Source organism: Paenibacillus sp. FSL H7-0703 (genome assembly GCF_038003485.1).
Lineage (GTDB): Bacteria > Bacillota > Bacilli > Paenibacillales > Paenibacillaceae > Paenibacillus > Paenibacillus polymyxa_B.
In genome coordinates, this window is the sequence record NZ_JBBOPF010000001.1 from 1785275 (window position 1) to 1807192 (window position 21918).

General features: G+C 46.7%; 20 protein-coding genes and 1 pseudogene. 3 read left to right on the forward strand and 18 right to left on the reverse strand.

Features of this window, described 5'->3' with window-relative positions; genetic code table 11:
• Window positions 1–30 precede the first annotated feature (30 nt).
• The 15 genes from MHB46_RS07570 to MHB46_RS07640 form a co-directional block, all read right to left on the reverse strand.
• Window positions 31–1851, reverse strand: a complete 1821-nt coding sequence (locus MHB46_RS07570; protein ID WP_341161995.1) for a DUF6382 domain-containing protein — start codon at window positions 1849–1851, stop codon at window positions 31–33.
• A gap of 63 nt (window positions 1852–1914) precedes the next feature.
• A complete protein-coding gene (locus MHB46_RS07575; RefSeq protein WP_341161996.1) occupies window positions 1915–2427 on the reverse strand; it encodes an A24 family peptidase in 513 nt (170 codons plus the stop codon).
• Between the two features lie 94 nt (window positions 2428–2521).
• On the reverse strand, window positions 2522–3517 hold the full coding sequence (locus tag MHB46_RS07580) for a TadE/TadG family type IV pilus assembly protein (RefSeq protein WP_341161997.1): 996 nt from the start codon (window positions 3515–3517) through the stop codon (window positions 2522–2524).
• Window positions 3486–5702 (reverse strand): hypothetical protein, encoded by a 2217-nt coding sequence (locus MHB46_RS07585; protein WP_341161998.1) that lies wholly within the window; start codon window positions 5700–5702, stop codon window positions 3486–3488. Before MHB46_RS07585 ends, MHB46_RS07580 begins: the two co-directional genes overlap by 32 nt.
• A 40-nt stretch (window positions 5703–5742) precedes the next feature.
• Window positions 5743–6411 (reverse strand): TadE family protein, encoded by a 669-nt coding sequence (locus MHB46_RS07590; protein WP_190298841.1) that lies wholly within the window; start codon window positions 6409–6411, stop codon window positions 5743–5745.
• Window positions 6411–6602 (reverse strand): Flp1 family type IVb pilin, encoded by a 192-nt coding sequence (locus MHB46_RS07595; RefSeq protein WP_013309278.1) that lies wholly within the window; start codon window positions 6600–6602, stop codon window positions 6411–6413. The genes MHB46_RS07590 and MHB46_RS07595 overlap by 1 nt, the downstream gene beginning before the upstream one ends.
• 13 nt (window positions 6603–6615) lie before the next feature.
• Window positions 6616–7500, reverse strand: coding sequence for a type II secretion system F family protein (locus MHB46_RS07600; RefSeq protein WP_080942820.1), 885 nt, complete (start codon window positions 7498–7500; stop codon window positions 6616–6618).
• A gap of 6 nt (window positions 7501–7506) precedes the next feature.
• On the reverse strand, window positions 7507–8298 hold the full coding sequence (locus MHB46_RS07605) for a type II secretion system F family protein (protein ID WP_341161999.1): 792 nt from the start codon (window positions 8296–8298) through the stop codon (window positions 7507–7509).
• On the reverse strand, window positions 8295–9542 hold the full coding sequence (locus MHB46_RS07610) for a CpaF family protein (protein ID WP_341162000.1): 1248 nt from the start codon (window positions 9540–9542) through the stop codon (window positions 8295–8297). Before MHB46_RS07610 ends, MHB46_RS07605 begins: the two co-directional genes overlap by 4 nt.
• 15 nt (window positions 9543–9557) lie before the next feature.
• Complete coding sequence (locus MHB46_RS07615) at window positions 9558–10715, reverse strand: ParA family protein (RefSeq protein ID WP_341162001.1); 1158 nt, start codon at window positions 10713–10715, stop codon at window positions 9558–9560.
• A gap of 528 nt (window positions 10716–11243) precedes the next feature.
• On the reverse strand, window positions 11244–13571 hold the full coding sequence (locus tag MHB46_RS07620; RefSeq protein ID WP_341163698.1) for a histidine kinase: 2328 nt from the start codon (window positions 13569–13571) through the stop codon (window positions 11244–11246).
• A 215-nt stretch (window positions 13572–13786) separates the two neighbouring features.
• Window positions 13787–14683: a metal ABC transporter permease gene (locus MHB46_RS07625; RefSeq protein WP_165176304.1), complete on the reverse strand. Its 897-nt coding sequence runs from the start codon at window positions 14681–14683 to the stop codon at window positions 13787–13789.
• Window positions 14680–15609 carry a metal ABC transporter permease gene (locus MHB46_RS07630; RefSeq protein WP_341162002.1) on the reverse strand — a complete coding sequence of 310 codons (930 nt, stop codon included), beginning with the start codon at window positions 15607–15609 and terminating at the stop codon, window positions 14680–14682. The genes MHB46_RS07625 and MHB46_RS07630 overlap by 4 nt, the downstream gene beginning before the upstream one ends.
• Window positions 15610–15614: 5 nt before the next feature.
• Window positions 15615–16379, reverse strand: a complete 765-nt coding sequence (locus tag MHB46_RS07635; protein WP_165176308.1) for a metal ABC transporter ATP-binding protein — start codon at window positions 16377–16379, stop codon at window positions 15615–15617.
• A gap of 14 nt (window positions 16380–16393) precedes the next feature.
• Entirely contained in the window at window positions 16394–17365 is a 972-nt protein-coding gene (locus tag MHB46_RS07640) for a metal ABC transporter solute-binding protein, Zn/Mn family (RefSeq protein ID WP_103047580.1), read from the reverse strand.
• Between the two features lie 235 nt (window positions 17366–17600).
• Between MHB46_RS07640 and MHB46_RS07645 the strand changes: the two genes are divergently transcribed.
• Complete coding sequence (locus MHB46_RS07645; RefSeq protein WP_103047579.1) at window positions 17601–18377, forward strand: DUF3153 domain-containing protein; 777 nt, start codon at window positions 17601–17603, stop codon at window positions 18375–18377.
• A gap of 8 nt (window positions 18378–18385) precedes the next feature.
• Here MHB46_RS07645 and MHB46_RS07650 read toward each other — a convergent pair whose 3' ends face one another.
• The 3 genes from MHB46_RS07650 to MHB46_RS07660 all read right to left on the reverse strand — a co-directional run bounded on the left by MHB46_RS07650 (window position 18386) and on the right by MHB46_RS07660 (window position 19810).
• Entirely contained in the window at window positions 18386–18811 is a 426-nt protein-coding gene (locus MHB46_RS07650; protein WP_165176314.1) for a thiol-disulfide oxidoreductase DCC family protein, read from the reverse strand.
• Window positions 18812–18940: 129 nt separating this feature from the next.
• Window positions 18941–19267 carry a hypothetical protein gene (locus tag MHB46_RS07655; RefSeq protein WP_025722703.1) on the reverse strand — a complete coding sequence of 109 codons (327 nt, stop codon included), beginning with the start codon at window positions 19265–19267 and terminating at the stop codon, window positions 18941–18943.
• A 123-nt stretch (window positions 19268–19390) separates the two neighbouring features.
• Complete coding sequence (locus MHB46_RS07660) at window positions 19391–19810, reverse strand: organic hydroperoxide resistance protein (RefSeq protein WP_013309264.1); 420 nt, start codon at window positions 19808–19810, stop codon at window positions 19391–19393.
• 261 nt (window positions 19811–20071) lie between these two features.
• Between MHB46_RS07660 and MHB46_RS07665 the strand changes: the two are divergent.
• Both MHB46_RS07665 and MHB46_RS07670 read left to right on the forward strand, forming a co-directional pair.
• Window positions 20072–20356: pseudogene (locus tag MHB46_RS07665) on the forward strand (manganese catalase family protein); the annotation flags it as partial.
• 215 nt (window positions 20357–20571) lie between these two features.
• Entirely contained in the window at window positions 20572–21891 is a 1320-nt protein-coding gene (locus MHB46_RS07670; RefSeq protein ID WP_341162003.1) for an Nramp family divalent metal transporter, read from the forward strand.
• Window positions 21892–21918: the final 27 nt, after the last annotated feature.

Below are 21918 nucleotides of genomic sequence, written 5' to 3' on the forward strand. Positions count from 1 at the left end.
CTTCTTGACATATATCCATATAACCTTTATTTATGATGCATTGGAGGATTTAAAAGAGTCCAACCGATAAGTATAAGATACCCCGGCGATTTTAAAAGTGTCTCCATCCTTCATTGTGTACTCCTTATAAGGCACCATAGGCTCTCCATTTAAAACAGTTCCGTTCGTCGAGGATAAATCCTTAACAATGTGGCTATGTTCTCCTGTAACTATGCAAAGCTCAATATGAGAACGGGAAGCTCCATCCGTATGCTCCACAAACTGGACCAATTGCGGATCTCTCCCGATGATAAAGCTGCCTGCAACGAATTGGTCTGGCTGCAACCGGATGCGCTCGGTCCCTCCACTACCTGGTGGCTTGCGATCCAGGCAAGCAATCGGAGATTGCTGAACAGGTGAAATCGGTATCTCTTGATCTGGACGAAGCAGCATCGTTTCCTGCTTAGATACAGCATTTAGCAGCTCCGTAACCCCGGAGAGAGACTTATAATAAGCCTCACTGGTATCACTAGCCTCCAATTCATTTCCCTGCTCCGCACCTTTCCACGATGGCTCGTGTAAGTCAAAATTTGCTGAAGTTTTCTCCCTATCTTCCGTAACTCGGTTTCCCATGCTTTTAGATTCTGAGTTTGGAAAAGTCCATCTCCAGCTCTCCTGCCCTTGATCACTCGAATCGGAAGATTGCTTGTCTTGATGATGACGTCCCGCTACAAATCCGGTCAGCTTATCTACCTGATAACGATCATTTTTCCGCTGTGCTGGGGAAGAAGTAGTTCCTAACCATTCCGAATCCAATACAGGTACTGAATCGCTGTACATATGAGATGAAGCTCGATTGCGCTCCCATTTCCCCGTCCAGCTTATATAAGCAACAGCGGCAAGTACCAAGGTAAGCACCACGGAAATGATCAACGGTACCGTCTCTGGATGATCCAGATAAATATAACGCCACACGATGGCCGAAGCGAGCAGATATCCAAGAGCAATGTACGTTTTATATTTTTGCAATCCAGGCTCCACATCTTCAACTTCGTTTTCTGTTACAAGCTCAGAATTCTCCTCTGGTTTCATGGACGGTTTGAGCCGATTGATCCGTTTAAGCTCCTGAATCTCCTGCAGAGTCTCCTGATGCTCTTGCCCGTATGTTCCGCCACGATCAGTATAGTTCCCCTGTGAGGTATGAGAGACATGAGAGGTATGAGCAGATATGATAGGGTCGGCTGATGAAAAAGCTCGCCCTTCCATACTTTCTCCCTGCACGCTAGCACTCTCTGTACCAGCCTTCATTCCTTGCAATAGCAGTTCCTTTAGCAATCCCAATTCAAATTCATTTCTATCACACAGATCGAGTATGCGTTGTATATATTCTCCCTGAAGGTGGACCACACGAGTCATTAAACGAATAACCATCTGCTTAAATTGACTGCCTGTTTGCCCTGCATACTGTACACTGCGTAAAGGAACATAGGTTAAACTGGCGGTTTCCCTAGTACCTGAACCACTTAGAAAAATATAATCCTCATGCAAAATAAACTGGCGGATATCTAACATATATTGCGGGCTGCGATGGAGGGCATCTGCCACTTCATAAAGAATCCGGTAGAATTCAGAAGTCGACACGCCCCCACCTTTCCATAACTGGGAAAGCATGCGTTGCCCCGAAATGTCGTAATGTAACTCAATCTGAAAATCGACTTCCTTTATTCTAAGTTCCAGCAGACCGGGAATCCGATTACCAGTCATCATTCCGGTCTGTACGGAATTTAAATCATCGGTCTTGAGCCCGTCTTCCTTGTTTAGAATCATAAATGTCCCGCCGTTCCGGGCAAAATCCCTACTTAAACCCAACAATTCATGACCTCCTTAACAATTTCCTATCTCCGTGAGGTAGCATGATCTCCCCCAGCGGACATGTCATGGCAAGAAGTAAAGATAAGCACTGATCGCTCCCGGAATGACTGCCGTCATAAAAGGAAACCTGAGGTGCGCTTCATTTCCACTGGTCAGCGCTTTGCCGCTGCGAAATAGAAAAAATCCTCCTAAATTAAAAGCCACGCGCCGCAGTCTGATGATCGTTTCCCTCTTCCATAGCAAAATCCCTATGCCAATAATACCTGCAAAAAAAATCGAATATAAAGCTGCCTGCCATGCAAAAGCAGCACCTGTCCATGCTCCAATCAAGCCGAACAGCTTTACATCTCCTGCACCAACAGCTCCCATCCAGTACAAAATCAGCATGAACCCAAATCCGGTACCTAGTCCAGCAACAGCAAATAAAAAACCGTGCCACCCTCCAAACAGAGTATTGAACACCAAGCCTACCACTATGCCGGGCAATGTAAGCTTATTAGGGATTTTCATGCTACGTAAATCCGTAACTAACGCAATCGCGAGCAGAACTCCGCATACAATATACATCCACGTCAATGCGATCTTCCCCCTTTATAAAATAGAACTAGCAGACTACCAAATCACTTTCCATCGTAGTTATTCCTGTCCGTCTATGTCGAGTCGATCCTACCTATCCATCAGCTGACTTTTCCACGGTAAACGGAACTTCTATACGTTGACCGTCCTCCGTTTCAATCACAAAGCTCCATTGACCGGGTGTTGTATTCGTTCCCACAAACCAGTTCCATTCAATAATCCCGTCCGCATTGGCAGAGGTCCAGCCCAAGTGCTGAGCTGTGCTCTCACCCGACTTATAAAGTACAGAAAGGTTAGCAGTCGTCCCAGGCTCAACCTTGGCCTTGATCAAATTGTACACACCTTTCACAGCAGGTTCAGGCTTGACGAGCAACTGTATGGAATGCTGCGCATCCTTATCTCCTGTCGCATTTCCTGTACCTGCTCCTTCCCCTGTGTCGCCAATCCAAAGACGTTCCTCTGCCGCCGCCTGAAGCACAATGCTGCGATACAGAAAGGGGACCTTCATCGGCAGTTCATACGACAGCTCTACTCTAAAATAAGGGTCCTTAGTTCCTGTAAGAGCAGGTACATGTACGCTCGTTATATGAATACGGTCATACTCGAGAATGCTTTCCTCCATAAAAGGCTTTAGCATCGGCTTCAGAACAGGGTCAAGTGCAGCTTCCGTAAATCGCCCCCGCAGCTCCTCCATCGGCTTTTGACCGCCCTGAACAGCGCTTTCTACCCAATCACCAATTGGAGGTGGCAACTGGGCAGCGAATTGGCTTGCATATTCACTCACAGATAACTTGGGCAATCCATCCAGCAGTTCACGGACTGCATCTATTTTCGCGGACGCCGCCTCCACGGCTAGAGAAACTGGGTAGATTTTAGTCGAAACCTGCTTAACCGCTTCTGAAGCGGTGGTCTGCAAGGCTGTGGATACCAGCGTCATCTGAACCATATAAATGAGAAAAATAATAAAAAACAGAAACATTGGCAACACGAGTGACGCTTCTAAAACAATACTTCCTTGTTCACGCCCCTCCTGCCCACAAACCTGCCGTAAATACTGATTAATAGGAAAAATGCGCTGTTTTCGTGACATAGTACACACTTCCCTTAATACTCTCGCCTTCTTTTGAGGCGGTTCCGAGCATCTTCATTACCCCAGGTAGAAACCACAGCCTCATCCCATTCTTGACCTCACCCGTTGCATACGTTTGCCGCTCAGCAGGATTGACATCTGTATTCAGGCGGATCAGAGCAAGCATACGGGACATTTTTCGTTCATTATTGCTATGGAGCATCAGGAACAATCGCAAATGATCCTTGTATGTCATTCGAAATTTTAGAAAATCAGACAATGGCACGTCCCCCTTTTGTGCCAGCATAATCATATCTTCTATCGCTTTTTCTACTCCATATAACAAAGCTGCCGCCAAAACGACCAGCGGATTACCTTTTGAACTGTTTTTAACCAATCCCTCCATTGTTCGAATGGCAAGTCTCATAGCAAAAATTTCTCCATAGGCGGATGCCAGATTACCCGTCGGATTATGGAACCCATACAGGATGTACTCAACTTCCTGATTATTCACCTCCAGCTGATCTCCCAAAATCTGTGCAGCATTTCCCACATTTCCATCCGATCTGGCCAAACTGCCAAAACAGCTAAAATCCACATGATGGAAGTAAGAAAGTGCGTATTCATTCTGGTAAAACTCGTCTCCCAGTTGAGTCAGTAAATTGGATGCCGACCCGTATAGACCATCCATACTATCCATGGAAGCTCCCGCTGCATCATAGGTGTCATAGGACAAATCAGCGGATACAGATGGACTGGATGTAGACTGGTTAAACGAAATACTTTCATTGTAATACCGCTCCAGATTTCGGAATTGTTCTGCACTTTGTTTACCTTTGGAAAGAACCTCAATGATCCGATAGGCTTGTTTGAGCTTGTTTTTCGCCTCTTTTTCCATTTTCTTGCGTTCTTTGTCCGGTCCACGTCGCGTATCCATCATTTTGGCTTCACCGTCGAGTACATTCGCAGGTCCCGTCCAAGCATACGCACTCAAGTATTTATCTATCTCTTTGAGCGTTGAAGCGACTTCTTGCTTGAGCATGTCTGCATTCAAAAATGGATCTGTATAAAAAGATAATGTACGCATCATACTCGTTATTCTATTGTTAGCAGTATTTATAGAAGTCCGTTGCTTTTCAATTTCTGCTTCCCATTGCTCAAATTCCTTGTCTGGAATCAACAAATCCTCTACCTTTTGCCGTGCGCTTCCTACCGACGGATCTGCGCTGGAGCCTGCTCCGCTTGGAGTAGGTGCTGCTGAAACCTCATCGTAGCCTGCATTGGCCGCCCTCTGCTTATACTGGGCAATGACTTTGCGCATCTCTTCATTGATCTGCCGGGCCTCATTTAACGGTTCCTTGGCTTCCAGAAGCAGCTTATCATGTTCTTCTCCAGCCTGAGCCATGATCTGACGCAGGCGATCAAGCGCTGCCCTCGCTCTACGTGCATATTTTTCCATCTGCATGATTTTTACGTCGTCCACACTCTTCTTATTGTCTTCATATACATGTACGTAATGCTTATATTGAGCGGCAATATCGGCTACAACCTCAAGCGGGTCCCATATATACTGATTGGGCATATAGGTGCCCCTCTGTTTAATAATCCGCTTACGAACCTCTTCCATATAAGCTCCTGCCTTACGCTGCTTCTCCAGCATGTCATCTAGTTTGGCCTCTCGTCTGTCGTACAGCTTTTGCAGCCGTTTCAGCAAATCTACCGTATGAGAAGCCTCTTTCATATTTTGAGAGAGCGGCTTTAGCTTTTCGAGCACTTCAAACGTAAAATCGACAGGTGCTTTATACTTCATCTCTTCACGGATCTGCTCGTTAAATATGGCATATTTACCAAGCTCCCTTTCCATTTGCAGGGAACTAGAATCCAGCTTCATATTCATAAGCGGTAGCGTTTCTGCGCGTGCCGTACGCCGCGCGCTGTCATTGAGCACTTTGACCATAATTTGTTCTCCGCCGCCTTCGCCATAAGCAAACAAACCGTACTCCTGTTGTAATGTCGGATCATAAGCAGACATCACTGAACGAACCGCCGCATGGGTCAGCCGTTCGGTCTGCACATGCAGTGCAGCAATTCTCGCGTAATCAATAAATACAGCAATAAAACCGAACATGACCGCCAAAATCAGAATTAAAAAGACCGTGACAGCACCTGATTCCCCGTCCTTTATATTGTGTCCCTTACCAAACACCCGCTTCCTCCTTTCCAGTTACATTCCCGTTACTTACTTCTCACTGACCATTTTGACCATATTGCATCAATACTTTCCCTACAACTGCCGAATCTACCTTTTCACCTGATCCTCTGCCCATAAACTTCGCACCATAATAACGGACCAACTCCACCGTACGAATCCATTCTACAGGTTCGACCACGCCAGAACTCATTTCCCCTTGCAAATCTGTCTGATCTAAAAACTGATTCAACAAAGGTACCTTCACTATCTTATTTAACTTTGTGGTCACCTTACGGTGAATCATACTGTTCTCATATGTCATCTGCCCCTGCATGCCCGCAGGCATATTATTTTCTGCATTGGACAGCTTTTGAGCAGGTAACGAGCCTCCCCCATTGCCGCCCGGCACCTGTACACTTTCCTGATTGTTGGCTCCGGTCCAGCCAAACAGGGCTCCCAGCATAACATCATCCTTCAAGCGCCAATAGAGAGAATCCCGTTGCCCTTGCATAAATGCTCCCGTACGCGGGTCCTTGAAGCTGTTATCCCAACTGTAAGCGGCCCTTTCCGAAGCAGTAGCAGCGACCTGCACCAATATAGATTTTTGATATATGTACAGGCAAAAAAATAACATCACAAAAATGACCAGCAGTAGAATGGGAAAGACGAGGGAAGCTTCCAAGGAGAAGCTCCCGTCCTCTTTTTGTGCCAATTTGCGCAGCATTATGAATCCATAAAATCGTTACTTTTTTTATCCGCCTTTTTCAAAAGCCCTTCTACAATTTTCTTGATCTGATCCTTGAAAATAATTGCCACCGCAATCAGAATGGCAATGATCAGGATCATTTCTAACGTACCCAGACCATCCTCATCCTTGTACAATTTACGAATACTGCCTGTTACTAATGTCATCATCGTTGTATTCCTCCTACATATTCATCATCATTAAAGCCGGAGCGCCCACCAGCACAATTACCGTTAGCAAAATCAGCGCCATCGGGAATACTAGCTTAGATGAAGCCTGCTCCCCCCTTGTGCGGCTAATTGAAGTCCGCTTGCCCCATAACGTCTGGGATAACTCACGTAAAGCCATCACGAAATCGCTCCCGCCGCGCCTCATATTCAACAAAACTGTCGTCGTAAATACCGTCATTTCCTGAATACCACAACGTTTGCTCAGGTGCTCAAATGCCTGTTGAAAGGAAAAACCACTTTCCCATTCCGCCACCGTCTGCCTCAGTTCTCGATACAACGGATGTTCCGTATCCGCCCCTTTACGTTCCACGCAATGTAGCAATGCCCGTTGTACCGTCTCACCTGCACCTACTAAAAGCATCATTTTACTCAACAGTTCAGGCAGTTCCATTAAAATTTGCTGATCCCGCTTCTGTACTTTCCCATGCAAATCCTTGATCAGCGCGATGGGTACCAGAATACCAAGTCCCAATCCGAGCACCAGCCCAGTCGCATCCCCGCCCAGCATAAGCGATATTAAAGCTCCACCAGCAGCCATCATATATCCGTAACCCAACATTTCTGCCAGAAAAAGCATCGTTTTTTCTCCGCTGTTGCGCATACCATACAGCTTCTGCACCGAACGCTGGAGTTTGAACATCAGCAAAGGTAGCCGGTGAGTAGCACGTGAAGCATGAATCATGTGTACAAATGGGACTGAAAGTCTTTGCAGCCGCAGTCCCTCCAGCTTCATATGGCGAAAATGCGCATACTTAGCACTATGCATCTGGTTCAGCACCACCCAACCTCCCACTTGCAGAACCAGCATGACCAGACAAACCAACATCACCACACCCATCTCTCCTTACACTTCAATCTTCATAATGTGGTTGATCCACACAAGACACCCACCAAGCACCAATAAACAAAAGGTTGATAAAATCATACCTGTACCGCTGTATAAGGGCATCATGTAATCACCCGCCGTCATCGTCATAAACAATACAAACAAAAAAGGCGCCGCAAACATAACCCTCGATTCAAAACGTTTCTGCGCAATCATTACACCGATCTCCTGCTGAATTTCCAGCTTCTCACCAATGACACTTGAAGCTCGTCGTACGACTTCCACCAGATCACCTCCGGTTCGTTTGCAAGCCGCAAATACGTCCGCAAAATTCGTAATATCCTCCATCTGCGCCCGACGGGCTAAATCCTGCAAAGCAGCCTCTACAGGCTGTCCGATTTCAAGACAGGCGGTAATGATATTAAATTCAAAAATCAGGTCGTGATCTCCATCTGGACTAAGCAATCTCAAATCCTCTACAGCCTCACGAAAACCATTCTCCACCGACCTCCCCGCTGAAAGAGAAGACGAGAGCGAATATAAAGCCTGCTTGAATTGGATGCTTAGAGCAGACCTGCGTCGGTGCAGCAAAAATTGCCTAAAATAACGAGGCGTCACCACAGCCCCGGCAGCGCACAGAAATGATAATATCCATTGGTGATAAAATAGATAGCCGATCATCGCAAACAGCACGCCACTAAACAATATGCATAGACTTTTTTGTACTGACGATAATGTATACACCGTATAATCTGGCAGAGAAGGGACCTCACGTGATACTTGCTTGGCAGTCGTTTTTCCTAACTTCACGCTGATACTCCTCCCCTGTGCCAGCTTTCCGGATTGATCCCGGCCATTTGCAGCTTCAAAGTATGTTGCAGACCCTCGCCACAACGTTCCAGACCTCCTACGATTCGCCCCTTACTTTCTCCTCGTTCCTGAAAACGATAAAGGGGATTAAGCGTCACCTCACCATTTTCAAAACCAATCACTTCGCTAATTTCCAGCACTCGTCTGGATTTGTCGCGCATCCGTGACAGATGAACGAATATATCAATAGCTGAGCTGATCTGCTGCCGTACTACTCCAAGCGGAAGCTCTGCCCCTCCGAGCACCATCGTTTCCAGCCGGCTGACCATATCGCGGATATTATTCGCATGCCCAGTTGACAAACTTCCATCATGGCCAGTATTCATCGCTTGCAGCATATCCAGCGCCTCACTTCCCCGGACCTCACCCACCACAATGCGATTGGGCCGCATACGCAGGGAGGAGCGAATCAGATCACGAATTGTGATTTCTCCCTTTCCCTCGGTGTTCGCATTCCTTGTTTCCATGGAAACCAGATTAGGGACCGTCACAATTTGCAGCTCTGCTGAGTCTTCAATAGTAATAATCCGTTCAGACGACGGGATAAACTGGGATAATGCATTCAGAAAAGTTGTTTTACCAGAGCCCGTTCCCCCGCTTATAAAAATGTTGTACTTGCTACGTACCAAGTCCTTGAGCATAGCAACGGTTTCTGCATCCAGCGCACCCATTCGTATCAAGTCATCCATCGTCATAGGACGCTCGGGAAACTTCCGTATTGTCATCGTCGGACCCTTGAGAGCAACTGGAGGCAGCACAATATTTACGCGTGACCCATCCTTTAACCGGGCATCCACAATGGGAGAACCCTCATTCACAATTCGGTTCACCCCGGCTACAATCGTCTGGATTAAATCCTCCAGTCGCTCGCGGGACTCAAATTGATCGGGTACCTGCATCACCTCACCAGCCCGCTCCACAAAGATTTCCCGGTGACTGTTGATCATAATTTCCGTAACGGTCGGGTCGTCAATCAATGGCTGGAGTACATCTAGCCCACGGAAAGAGTTAAAAATCTTGCGGACAAGTGCGTGCTTCTCACGGGAAGTTAAGCCCGCCAGCTCTACATCGTGTAAAATTCGATTTTCAATATGCCGAACCAGATCGGCATCCTTTACCGAAGACGTTACGTCCAGCCCGTTTCGGATATCTGCTCGCAATGCCTTAAACCGTTCCTCATTCATGTTCATCAGCCCCTTTTAAGACCAAACGGCCGGCGAATGTGTTACACTGTCCACATTCAGCAGCTCGTGGCACAGATGACGAATTTCCCGCTGATAAATCGGTGAACTAAGCAGTAGCTCACGGTGCTGCATCTGCTTCCATGAGGGTATATAGGGTAACGCTCCGTTTAGCTCCATGAAGTCACGAGGTAACGAGTTGATCATAGTTCCCATATAGCGGTTCACCACAAAGCTGGTTTTGCATATCATATCTTCAAGCCCTTCAGGCTGCGTGGTTTCTAAAACATCCAGCCATAATCCGCACTTGTGCATGCTCATTAAATCGTCTGCCAGCAGCCAGATCAGCTTATGGCTAGCTTCAAGCACAGCTTGAGCCCGGTCACCTTTTTCAGAATCGCCATCTACGATCACTACATCATACTGTCCGCTTTCGGCAACCGTTCGAATCAGTTCCTTCGCTTCATCACAAGTCATGTCCGTCAGTTCCTTACGATTATAGACAGGCTGAAAAGTATCCGCCTGAATTTCAGGGCGGCGAACACAATAGGCTGCCACGGATAATGGAATGCCCTCATTCCCCTCCGCCTTGAGATCATAGAGCAGCCTGGACAGCCCTTCTCCTTCTGCTCCGCTAGCACTGTCTGAACCAGTGAACAACGAGCTTGAATCCACCGTCTCCAGATTCAGATAGAATACCGAATATCCCTCACTCCCCAGCTGTTTGGACATATTGAGTGCGGCCGTTGTCTTGCCCAGTCCGCCGGAAGCTGCTACCATGCCGATAATCAGTCCACCTTCCCGGCTGTTTACACATTTCCGACCGTTCGACTTCTGTCTCGCCGTTTCCAAAATAAAACCGACCAGCTCAGATAAGGGCTGATATTTTAATAAAGGCTGTCCATATTCGCTCATTTGTTCTCCCTCATGCAATACCAAACAAGGAATATCAGCAGCTTCCCTATCTGTCCATAGATTCAAAAAAGCCGCTTCACCAACCACCACGTCCGGTCTTTTCATTCCGCTGGTTTCCATCATGTATTGATGAAATGCCTCCGGTTGCGAAAAAGCCGTTATTCTCAGCCTTCTGGCGTACTCGCTTCCGTGAACATAATTCAGCAGCGGCTCAATATAATCCCGGCCTTCTACAGCCAATACCACTTTCACTGGAACCATAACGCTCATCCCTTTCCCTAACACAACAACGCAAAAAAGCACCGTTCATCCATCCGTAAGTACATACGGTTGGTGAACGGTGCTTCCGTCACGTGCAATCTATTTACTGGTAGAATAGCATAGCGCTTATATTAGAGCAAGTATTTTTTGTGCAAGTATCTTCCAAAATCCTCGTACTAGGAGAAGGCGGGCAGTCTAGCCCCGCCTCCTACTATCTTCATCTTAGTAGAATTTGTGGTGACGACGATGACAGTCATGATGGCGATGATGGCGACGTTTCCGGCAATGACATTTCTTATCAAAATCTTCATGTTTCCAGTGATCACGTTTAAATTTAGGTTTAAACTTAATGACAGTCACCTTAATGATCTTCTTAAAGACACGTTTTTTTGGCTTTGGAAAATGACAATCATGCTTACGATGTTTATACATTCAAATTCGCCTCCATTTCTTTGAGATAGAATATACTATGGAAGCAGCGAACTATCGGTAACCAGCATATGACTATTTATGAATTTACTGGGCTAATTAATGATCTACCTCCAGCTTAATATCCGGATCATAATCCGCCACAATTAGAACATCCATATGACGTGCTTGACGGAGAATCCTCGGCACAACCGCAGCCTTACCCCAACGGCTACTTCGGGAAGACTGCCCCACGATGAGCTGTGTACCTGAATATCCTTCCACCGGAGCAATCAAAATTTCGGCAATTTCGCGTCGGCTGGAAACAAGCCGTATCTCAAAGGTCCCCCCCAGTCGGTGGGTCAGCAACTTTAGTTGTTCCAGACGAGGGTTCAGTCTCTCAGGTATACGCTCACCGACATGAGCATAAGTCACAATCCACACAGCCTTCAGACGAAAGGCGATACGAAAACCACGGCGAATCAACCTTTCAGCATTTTCGCTTAGCGTCACACCTACGAAGATCACTTCCTCCCTGCGCCACGGTCCCCGAAGTGATTCATGTCGATCCCAGGATTCCAGCCGCTCATCTACGTCATCTGCCAATTCCCGCAAAGCAAGTTCACGTAACGCAATCAGATTGCCCAGTTTAAAAAAGTGGCTAAGTGCCTGTTCCACCTTCGCAGGATCGTATATTTTGCCCTCACGCATACGCTGCTGCAACGATTTAGGAGCCACATCAACAAGCTGTACTTCATCGGCCAGACGCATCATATGGTCGGGAACAGTCTCTCTCACTCGTATGCCAGTAATCTGTTCTACCGCATCATTCAGGCTCTCCAAATGCTGTACATTCATTGTGGATATCACAGAAATACCTTGTTCCAAAATGGTAAGCACATCCTCATAGCGCTTAGATCTCACACTTCCGGGCACGTTGGTATGTGCAAGCTCATCAATAAGCACCACCTCGGGATTACGCCTGAGAATGGATTCGGTGTCCATTTCTTCCAAATGTGCGCCATGACGCTCAATGGACTGACGGGGAATCATCTCCAGAGAGCCTACTTGTGCCAGTGTTTCTGCTCTTCCATGCGTTTCCAGCAGTCCGATAACTACATCGATCCCGCTCTCCAGCAGATCATTTCCCTCTCTCAGCATCGTGTATGTTTTGCCGACCCCCGGAGCAGCGCCAATATATACCTTGAGCTTGCCCCGCAGGATTTTGGCTGCCTCAGCCTGTGCTTCTTCAACGCTCAAACGATGATACGGATCATTATCTCCCTCCTCCTGTCTCATTGTTGGCAAGATCCGCTCACCCTCCTGCTCGGCCCGGTCCGCAATCAGCAGCAGATCCATATTTTTCATTCGTTTTAAAATCCCGTTCACCAGCGATCCTTTCATCAACTCCTGCCACGGAGTCTGCCGAGAATGCCCCATAACAATTCGGGTAACATTGTGCGTCACCGCATAATGAATCAGTTGACGAGGCAACCTTCTGCGAGAAAAAAGCGGAATTTCTTCAAATGTCGATCCGATCTTGTCAGCCAACTGCTCAATCGAACGCTTGAAGGCTGCTGATTCCTTGGACAGCCTGCGCTTCGAGCTGACAAAGGAGACCACTAGCATATCTCCACCCAACCGCTTGGCGACCTGTTCTCCCCTACGTACATAAATAGACCCATTCCAATGATATTGAACAGGTACCAAAATACGCTCTGCCGCTCCTGACGCCCCGTGCAAGCCTAACTCCTCTCGGTGCCGTTCCAGCGAATCGTTCACATCCTCTGCTACCAATCGCAGGGCTAGCTCACGCAATTTACCCAGATTTCCCCGGTGAAACATCTCAGGATTGGGTGTATGCATGTAGCCTTTCGCCAGCCGTTCCAAAATCATCTCCGGGGTGGCATCAATCAGACGAATTTCATCCGCCAGTTCCAGTGTATCAACTGGAACCGTATATTCCGCTTCAAAGCCTGTTAGCTGATATACCCACTCCGTAATTCCTTCGAGTTCATATACATTGACCGTCGTAATGACGCTAATTCCCTGCTCCAGCAAATACCGAATATCCTCCAGCCGTGTTGGAAATGGGGCGTCTTTCCGGTTATGATGTGCCAAATGGTCCACCAGTACCACCTCGGGATTTCGTGCCACCAAAGCTTCCACATTCAGATCCTTTTGCTCCTCACCATCTTTTATCCAATGAATACTAGGCACGCGCTCCAGCGTGCCGACCTGTTCCACAGTCACAGGCCGCTGCATGGTTGAGACCGCGCAAATTACAACATCAATACCTTCATGCTGCAACGATTGTCCCTCCTGCAACATATGATACGTCTTGCCCGAGCCACTGACCGCACCCATGTATATTTTGAGTCTGCCTCGATGCAGTTTGTTAATCGAATCCAGTATTTCCTCTGGTGATTTACGTTTGAAGCTCTCCACTTTCGTTCCTCCCCCAGCGTAACCGCTCATTCCGTTCATTCTTATATGGTTGTAATGAATGTACTCCCGTGTCCCAATCAATTCAAGATGATCAATCAAGCTTGCTCCAAAAAAAGCCGCGCAGGGCAGTATAAGCGCAAAAAAACGTGCATTCAGGTCTCTTATACCTGAATACACGCTATTTTGGGTAACTCATATGGGATCACTTCCTACAATCACTTGCTATCTTCGCCAACTTCGCCAACGATCCCCCGTTGTTGAAATAACTTTTGCCATACCACACCGTGAGACGGAGAAAAGAGAAAAGCCAAAAGCAGCAACACACCCGATACACACAGCATACATGCTGCAATAGAAGCATCCAATACACTTGCTGTGTAAAAGCCTACGACCGAACTGATGGCCCCAAATCCGACGCTGTATACAATCATACGAGACAACTTCTCCGTCAGCAGATAAGCGGTAAGCGGCGGCACAACGAGCATGCCAACCACCAGAATTGCGCCCACGCTCTCAAATGATGCCACCGTCGTTAGCGAGACAAGGCTCATCAGCAGATAATGAAAAAAAACAACTGGAATGCCTAATGAAGCTGCCAGGGCGGGGTCGAAGGAAGTGATTTTAAATTGCTTGAAAAAGCCCCCTATCACGAGCAAATTGATCAAAAACATCGCGCCCGTAATCCACACAGCCCTCGGACCGACATCGAAGCCGGCAATCTCGAACGTATTCCATGGCACATAAGCAATTTCCCCATACAAAACGTGATCCATATCCAGATGGGCATTGGAAGCAAACACACTGATCAGCAAAACACCGATAGCAAACAATGTCGTAAACACCACGCCAATGGCAGCATCACTTTGCAGACCGCTTTGTTGGAATAGCTGAATTAGGTACACCGTTAGAAGACCCAGCACAGCTGCACCAAACATCATCCACACCGAATCCCTCGATCCGCTGATGAGAAAGGCAATGACAATCCCCGGCAATACCGCATGACTGATTGCATCACCGATCATAGCCATTTTTCGAAGCACGAGAAAGCACCCAACGATACTACATCCCCCTGCCACTAACATTCCCGTCAAAATTACATAAAATGAACTCATAGGGCACGCTCCTCCCTTGGCTGTGTTCCGACTGTCTGCTCCAGATTTTTTCTGGCGTTCAACCGAACGATAGCCTTGGAGATCATCCCGCGCTGCGGCGCAAAAATCAAGCTCACTCCAAACACCACAGTCGCACACAACACACATAACGGTCCTGTAGGCAGATTTTGCCCCAGAGAGCTAATGAGCGTCCCACCAAGGCCTGCTATAGCACCAAACAAGCCTGATAGGCACACCATGACCCCCAGCTTCTCTGTCCAGTATCTTGCCGACACGGCCGGGGTAATCAGCAGGGCAGCCATCATAATGACTCCCACGGCCTGAATGCCAGCAACCACCGCAATGACAATCAATAGCATCAACAACTTATCCAGCAACCCTGCCGGATAACCAAGTCCGCGGGCAAAGCCGGGATCAAAGCTGAGCAACTTAAATTCCTTGAAAAATAATATACATATTCCGATGAGTACCACCGAAATTACCGCCATCGTATAGACATCAGACAATACCATTGCCGCAGCTTGACCAAATAGAAATTTATCCAATCCGCTTTGGTTTCCAGCGCCACTATGCTGAATTTCGGTCAACAACATAATGCCGAAGCCAAAAAATACCGACAGCACCGCTGCAATCGCGGAATCGCTTTTAATTCGTGAATACCGGGTTAATGCACTGATGGCAAAGGTCGCAACAATCCCTGCAATGGCGGCCCCAATCATAAATCCAAACACGGATTTTGTACCTGTGATCATAAAAGCCACACATACCCCCGGCAAAGCCGCATGTGCCAAAGCATCTCCCATGAGCGACTGCTTGCGCAAATACATAAAACTGCCAATCACTCCGCTGCTTAAACCGAGCAAAATACAGCCCAGCAAAATCCACTGCATATTCGGGTCGGTCAAAAGCGTTGCCAAGCTTGTCATACTGCTCACCTCACTCCGAGTATCGTGCCGGAATCCGGGCTTGTTTTGAGTATACTCAGACGCCCACCATACGTACGCTGCAGATTTTCCTCAGTAAAAATATCTATCGTCTCTCCAAACGCCATAAGATGCCCGTTCAACAGCATAACCTGATCAAAATAATCCGTGACTGTAGATAAATCATGATGAACGACAAGTACGGTTTTACCCTGCTGTTTCAGATCGTTGAGCAGCGAAATAATGGCTTTTTCTGTTGCAGCATCCACACCGACAAACGGTTCATCCATAAAATAAAGCTGAGCATCCTGCGCGAGTGCTCTGGCTAAAAAAACACGTTGTTGCTGACCGCCAGACAATTGACTAATCTGCCTGTCTGCATATTTACTCATTCCAACCTTGTCCAAACTCTCCATCGCAGCCTGACGATCTGCTGCACCCGGACGCTTAAACCAGCCCAATCTGCCATACCGTCCCATCATAACCACATCCAATGCGTTCGTCGGAAAATCCCAATCCACCGACTCCCGCTGTGGTACATAGCCAACCTTGAGCAGCTGTTGCTTATAGGGCTTGCCGTAGACCAGCACCTCGCCCCTAAGCTTTGGAATCAGTCCAAGCGCTGCCTTGATCAACGTAGATTTCCCAGCCCCATTCGGGCCGATAATACCAATCAGCTTGCCTTCCGGCACCTCAAAGGAAACATCGAACAAAACGGGCTTTTTTTGATAAGCTACCGATAAATCACGAACGACAAGTGGTGAATGCCCCATGTATCTTTGCCTCCTTATTTAAGAGCTTTAACAATCGTATTGACGTTATGCTTGACCATCCCAATATATGTTCCATCTTCTGTGCCCTCTTCACCCATGGCATCCGAATACAGCTCGCCACCAACCCTAATTGTATGGCCTTGCTGAGCGGCCCCTTGAATAACCGCATCTATGGCCTTTCTCGGAACACTAGATTCTACGAATATAGCCTTGATTTTATGCTCCACCAAATAATCTCGCAGCTTGGTCACATCTTGAGAACCCGCTTCTGATTCTGTGCTCATACCTTGAAGTCCTCTCACTTGAATGTGGTAGGCATCTCCGAAATAGCCGAAAGCATCATGTGCTGTGACAAGCACGCGCTGGGCTTCCGGTATACTGGCAATCTGCTCTCTCGTGTAATCATCCAGCTCTCGCAGCTCAGTAAGATAGGCTTCTGCGTTGGCCTTATATTCCTCCGCATGAACAGCGTCTAGCGCCGATAATTCATCTCTGACGGTTTCTACCGCAGACATCCAATTCTGTACGTTAAACCAGATATGTGGATCATGCTCAGATCCCATTTCCGGGCTACCTGCACGCAACTGATCCTGTGCGATGTTTTTGGACACGGGTATGACGGGTTTTTGCTTGCTGATTTTCTCCAGAATGTCCTGCATTTTACCTTCCAGATGCAACCCGTTATAAAAAATAACGTCGGCCTGATCCAGCTTGCGCATATCTCCCTGAGAAGCCTTGTACAAATGCGGGTCAACGCCTGACTTCATAATTCCTGTGACCTCCACATGATTACCGCCGACCTTGCCGACAATGTCAGAGATCATACCGATGGTAGCCGTAGCCTTTATTTTTTGTCCCGCCTCTCTCGCAGTTCCCTGCTCCTTCTTCTTAGCATCGGTACATGCAGTCGCTAGAACCAGAGCCAGAGACAACACTCCAACCGTCGTTACCCATCGCGGCAAAGCCTTCTTAAACTGCTTGTTCATGTTTTAAAATCCTCCTTTGAATTTCGTTTTGAGACAAACTATTTCCTTGATTCAATTATTTTTTATCAACACTATATTTTAGAGTATACACTAAAGTTTTTACCTAGGGAAACATTTTATAAAATATAATTCTTATGTATTTCGTTATACCGTTCGATTTTCGTTCTCCCAATGTGTAATATATAGAAGATATCCAGTCGTTAAACCAAAGAATACATATAAAGAGGTGCAGGTCATGGAGCCAACAGGATACAGCCCTTATCGGAACAAATGTCGGCAAGTTCGGATACGAAAAATACTGCTCATTTTCATGCTGGTGTGCTGTCTGCTTGTCCTAACTTCCTGTGCTCGAGGTGACATCCATGTAGATGTTCATCTCGATCAAAGTGTAGATATGGATGCAACGTTCAGTGTAAACAACCAGACACTGATGATGTTGGACAATCCCGGGCTGCTGGATCGATTAGTCAAGCGTATTCAAAGCAACAATGTAGATGTACAGCCGCTAGCTGAACAGGGAAGAAAGGGATATCAAATCAAGGGACATTATCAAGGAGATTGGAGCACAAACAAAAAAAATCCCAGTCAGGAATTAAATCTACCTGAGGGATTAGAAATAAAGCGCGCTGTGAGTCAACATTTTTTCACAACGAATATTGATCTTACCATGAAGCTCGATCTACCACGGATGCTTCCTGAAGAAGCTCAAGGACTGAGTGACAAATTTGAGCAAATGAATGTGTTTGCGCGCAAATTACTGGAGCGGCAGCTGGATCTTAACTTCAGCCTATCCTTACCCATCCAACCTGCTACCAATAATGCGGACCGTGTGTCGGAAGACGGAAAAACACTGTATTGGGACATTGCTCCATTGGAATCTAACGAGCTAAAATTGTCTGTTAACGTACCCAATGTACGACATATCGTGTATGTAGCTGTTACGAGCCTGATACTGATCGTGATCGCTGTGATCTTACTAATTCGTAGACATCGCTCCAAAAAAGAAACTTAAAAAAGCAACTAAAAAAATCGTTGTCTAATTTCTGGTGGGGGGATCTGACATTGATCCTCTTCATCCTTGCCAAACCAACGATATCGGTTACGCGCCACCCAGTTATAGACTGCATTGCGCACAAAGCGGGGAACCAGGATGAACATATAGGCCAGTGGATATGGAAAACGAAGACGTTTGGCAATTCGCAAAGCTGCGGTTGATCTTGTATAATACGTACCGTCTTCAATCAGCACGAACGTATCCAGTTGATCTGTAGATAGTCCTCCTGCACGTAAAAGTTCTTGTCCTGCCTCGGATTGCAGGGAACCAAAATGAAATGTTCCCTTAGGGTCACGCTTGATAATAAAGCGGGCCGCTCCCTGACAAAAGTGGCATACCCCATCCACCAACACAATGGAATGATCTGAACGAGCATGATCAGACTGGTTCATAAATGCATTTCACCTCCAGAGAAATCAACGGCATGAATACCAGCAACGCAACCATATGAATATAAACAAAAAAACGCCGAAAGTATCCGACGCTTGTTTAGAAATGTATAGTCTTTACCTGTTCGAAAACTAGCTCAATGCTTTTTCAAACAGCTGTTTCGTATTAATTTGCTCTAAAAACTCCTCATGAAACTTATCCATACACTTGCAGATAAAATCCTTATGGCATACCGGGCAAGGCGTCGTTAGCAGTCGACTAATATTCGTCAAGGTCCACTCCGGATTACGTTGAGAAAAAACGCGGCACTCCGTTCCATCGGCCAAACTCATTTTAAACTCATAAAGCCCTTCTTTTTCGTTGCTGCCAGCCAGCGTGAAATTAACAATATTCGGTCTGTAAGACATCATATCACCCGTATTTTTCAAATTTGTTTCGTACCTGATGACCAGAATCACCTAAGCCATCTTAATGAATTTTGGCGATGATGTCAAATGGTCGCAACTCTCAGCGAATCAAGATCTATGTGCAAAAGCCACCGATAAATCGGCGGCCAGAGTGTAAAAGTTATAGAAATGCAGTCAAATGACATTAAGCTCGACATCAATGTTACCGCGTGTTGCTTTGGAATACGGACAAAAATCATGCGCTTGGCGTGCCAGATCTTCGGCCTGAGCGCGTTCAATACCGGGTATTTTCACATCCAGACGTACCGCCAGCTGGAAGCCGCCATCGCTTGGGTCCTTGCCGATAGATACGTGACTGGTGACCTCAACATTGTCTACCTTCACCTTAGCCTTCCGGGCCACATTAGCCAATGCGCTCTCATAGCAGGCACCATAGCCTGCCGCAAACAATTGCTCCGGATTCGTAGCTTCTCCGCCTGCGCCACCCAGTTCCTTCGGCGTGCTGAGCTTATGCTTCAAAACTCCATCGGATGAAGCGACTGAACCGTCTCTTCCACCATGTACCGTTGCTGATGCTGTGTATAATGCTTCCATGATTTCATCTCTCCTTCTCTATATCATATGTTTTCCGCAGGAATCTATCGTCATGTTAATACATGATTTCCTTCTCGTATGTACTTTAAACGAACTACACAAAATGAATCATTTGAAATATGTTTGTTAACCAGTATATTTACCGTTTAGTTCAACCTCACCTTGTTTACACTATATGTTATAAGCCCCTAACTTGAGGAGCCGTCAACATGTGTCTTGAAGGCTTACTCGCATCATTTTATTGTATCTGCTCAGACTTCCATGTCTGACACCCCTGTCGCACGCGAGCTCGTACGCTACTTGTTGGTGGGGGGTGGAGTCCATGTGATGGCCTATGCCAAAGCGTTGGAAAAGCTTACAGGCGTAGAAATGACCAAAATGCTTCCGATTCCGAACTTGGAGAATGAAGCCTTTTCTGAAACGCGTAAATTCGAAGAAAAAGGATTGCACCGGGCTATTTATCGTTTCAGTCCGAATAACTACAAGGAAATTGATAAAATATGGAGCAGCGTTCACCCGGAAGATGGACAACAATTTAAAAAAATCCAAAACGACCAAGCTGCTCCCCTCAGAGCGATATAGCTTGGTTTTTTCTAGTGTTCAGCTTTATACGATGCCCATATTGCTTCAAAAATACGATTAACTTGCTTGACCACACAAAAGTTGCACTAGACAAAAACTATTGTAAGTGTACAATAGGGATAACACAATCGTTATGTCACTAATAATATATTTCAACATCAATAAAGAAGGTGAAGCGTATGAAAAATACAAAGGGTAACTTCGCGGAAATCGCTTCACTGTCGGAAGTGAATCGTTCCTTGAGCGTCCCGAAAGACGGAACCTGGTTTCGGAAGTTTCTTGCCTTTGCTGGACCCGGCTATATGGTCGCAGTCGGCTATATGGACCCCGGCAACTGGGCCACAGACATCGCTGGCGGATCGAAATTCGGCTACACGCTGCTTAGTGTCATTCTAATCTCCAACTTGATGGCCATCCTGCTACAAGCCTTATCTGGCAAGCTTGGCATTGCCACAGGTAAAGATTTGGCTCAAATGTGCCGTGATGCCTACAGTCGTCCTGTCGCGATCGGCTTATGGCTCTTGTGCGAAATTGCCATTGCAGCCATGGATTTGGCCGAGGTCATCGGTTCAGCCATTGCGCTGAAGTTGCTGTTTGGTCTACCGTTACTATACGGAGTCATCATTACCGCATTTGACGTCATGCTTATTTTACTGCTGCAAAACAAAGGTTTTCGGGCATTGGAAACACTTGTCATTGTGCTGATGGCGACGATTGCCGGCTGTTTTGGGATTAATCTCATTTTGGCACAACCGGAATGGGGCGGCGTATTGGGCGGCTTTGTACCAAACTCGCAAATTTTGACGAATCCAAGCATGCTGTATATTGCCATCGGTATTATGGGCGCTACTGTTATGCCGCATAACCTGTATCTGCATTCTTCTATTGTACAAACTCGCAAATTTGAGCAGACTTCAGCAGGTAAACGGGAAGCTATTACATTTGCAACTTGGGATTCCAGTATAGCGCTGATGTTCGCTTTATTTATTAATGCCGCCATCTTGATCGTGGCAGCTGCTGTATTCCATACGGCAGGAAGAACAGATGTAGCCGAAATTAGTGATGCCTATTATCTGCTTTCGCCACTACTTGGAACCACGCTGGCAAGCATACTATTTGGGGTGGCGCTACTCGCCTCAGGTCAAAATTCAACCGTTACAGGCACTTTAGCCGGACAAATCGTGATGGAGGGCTTTTTGAATCTTCGTCTTTCACCTTGGTTGCGTCGTCTGGTGACCCGCCTCATCGCGATCATTCCAGCGGTTATCGTCACTGCTATCGCAGGTGAAAAAGGTGCGGAGGAACTACTTGTGCTGAGCCAGGTCATCCTGTCCATCCAGCTTCCCTTTGCCATCATTCCATTACTTCTCTTTACCAGCGACAAAAAGATTATGGGTGAATTCGCAAATAAAATGTGGCAAAAAGTATTAACCTGGATCGTGACCGCTGTCATTATCATCTTGAATGTAGTGCTCATCATTCAAACGATTTCAGGATAATCGGTAGCCAAATATGAATATATTAAA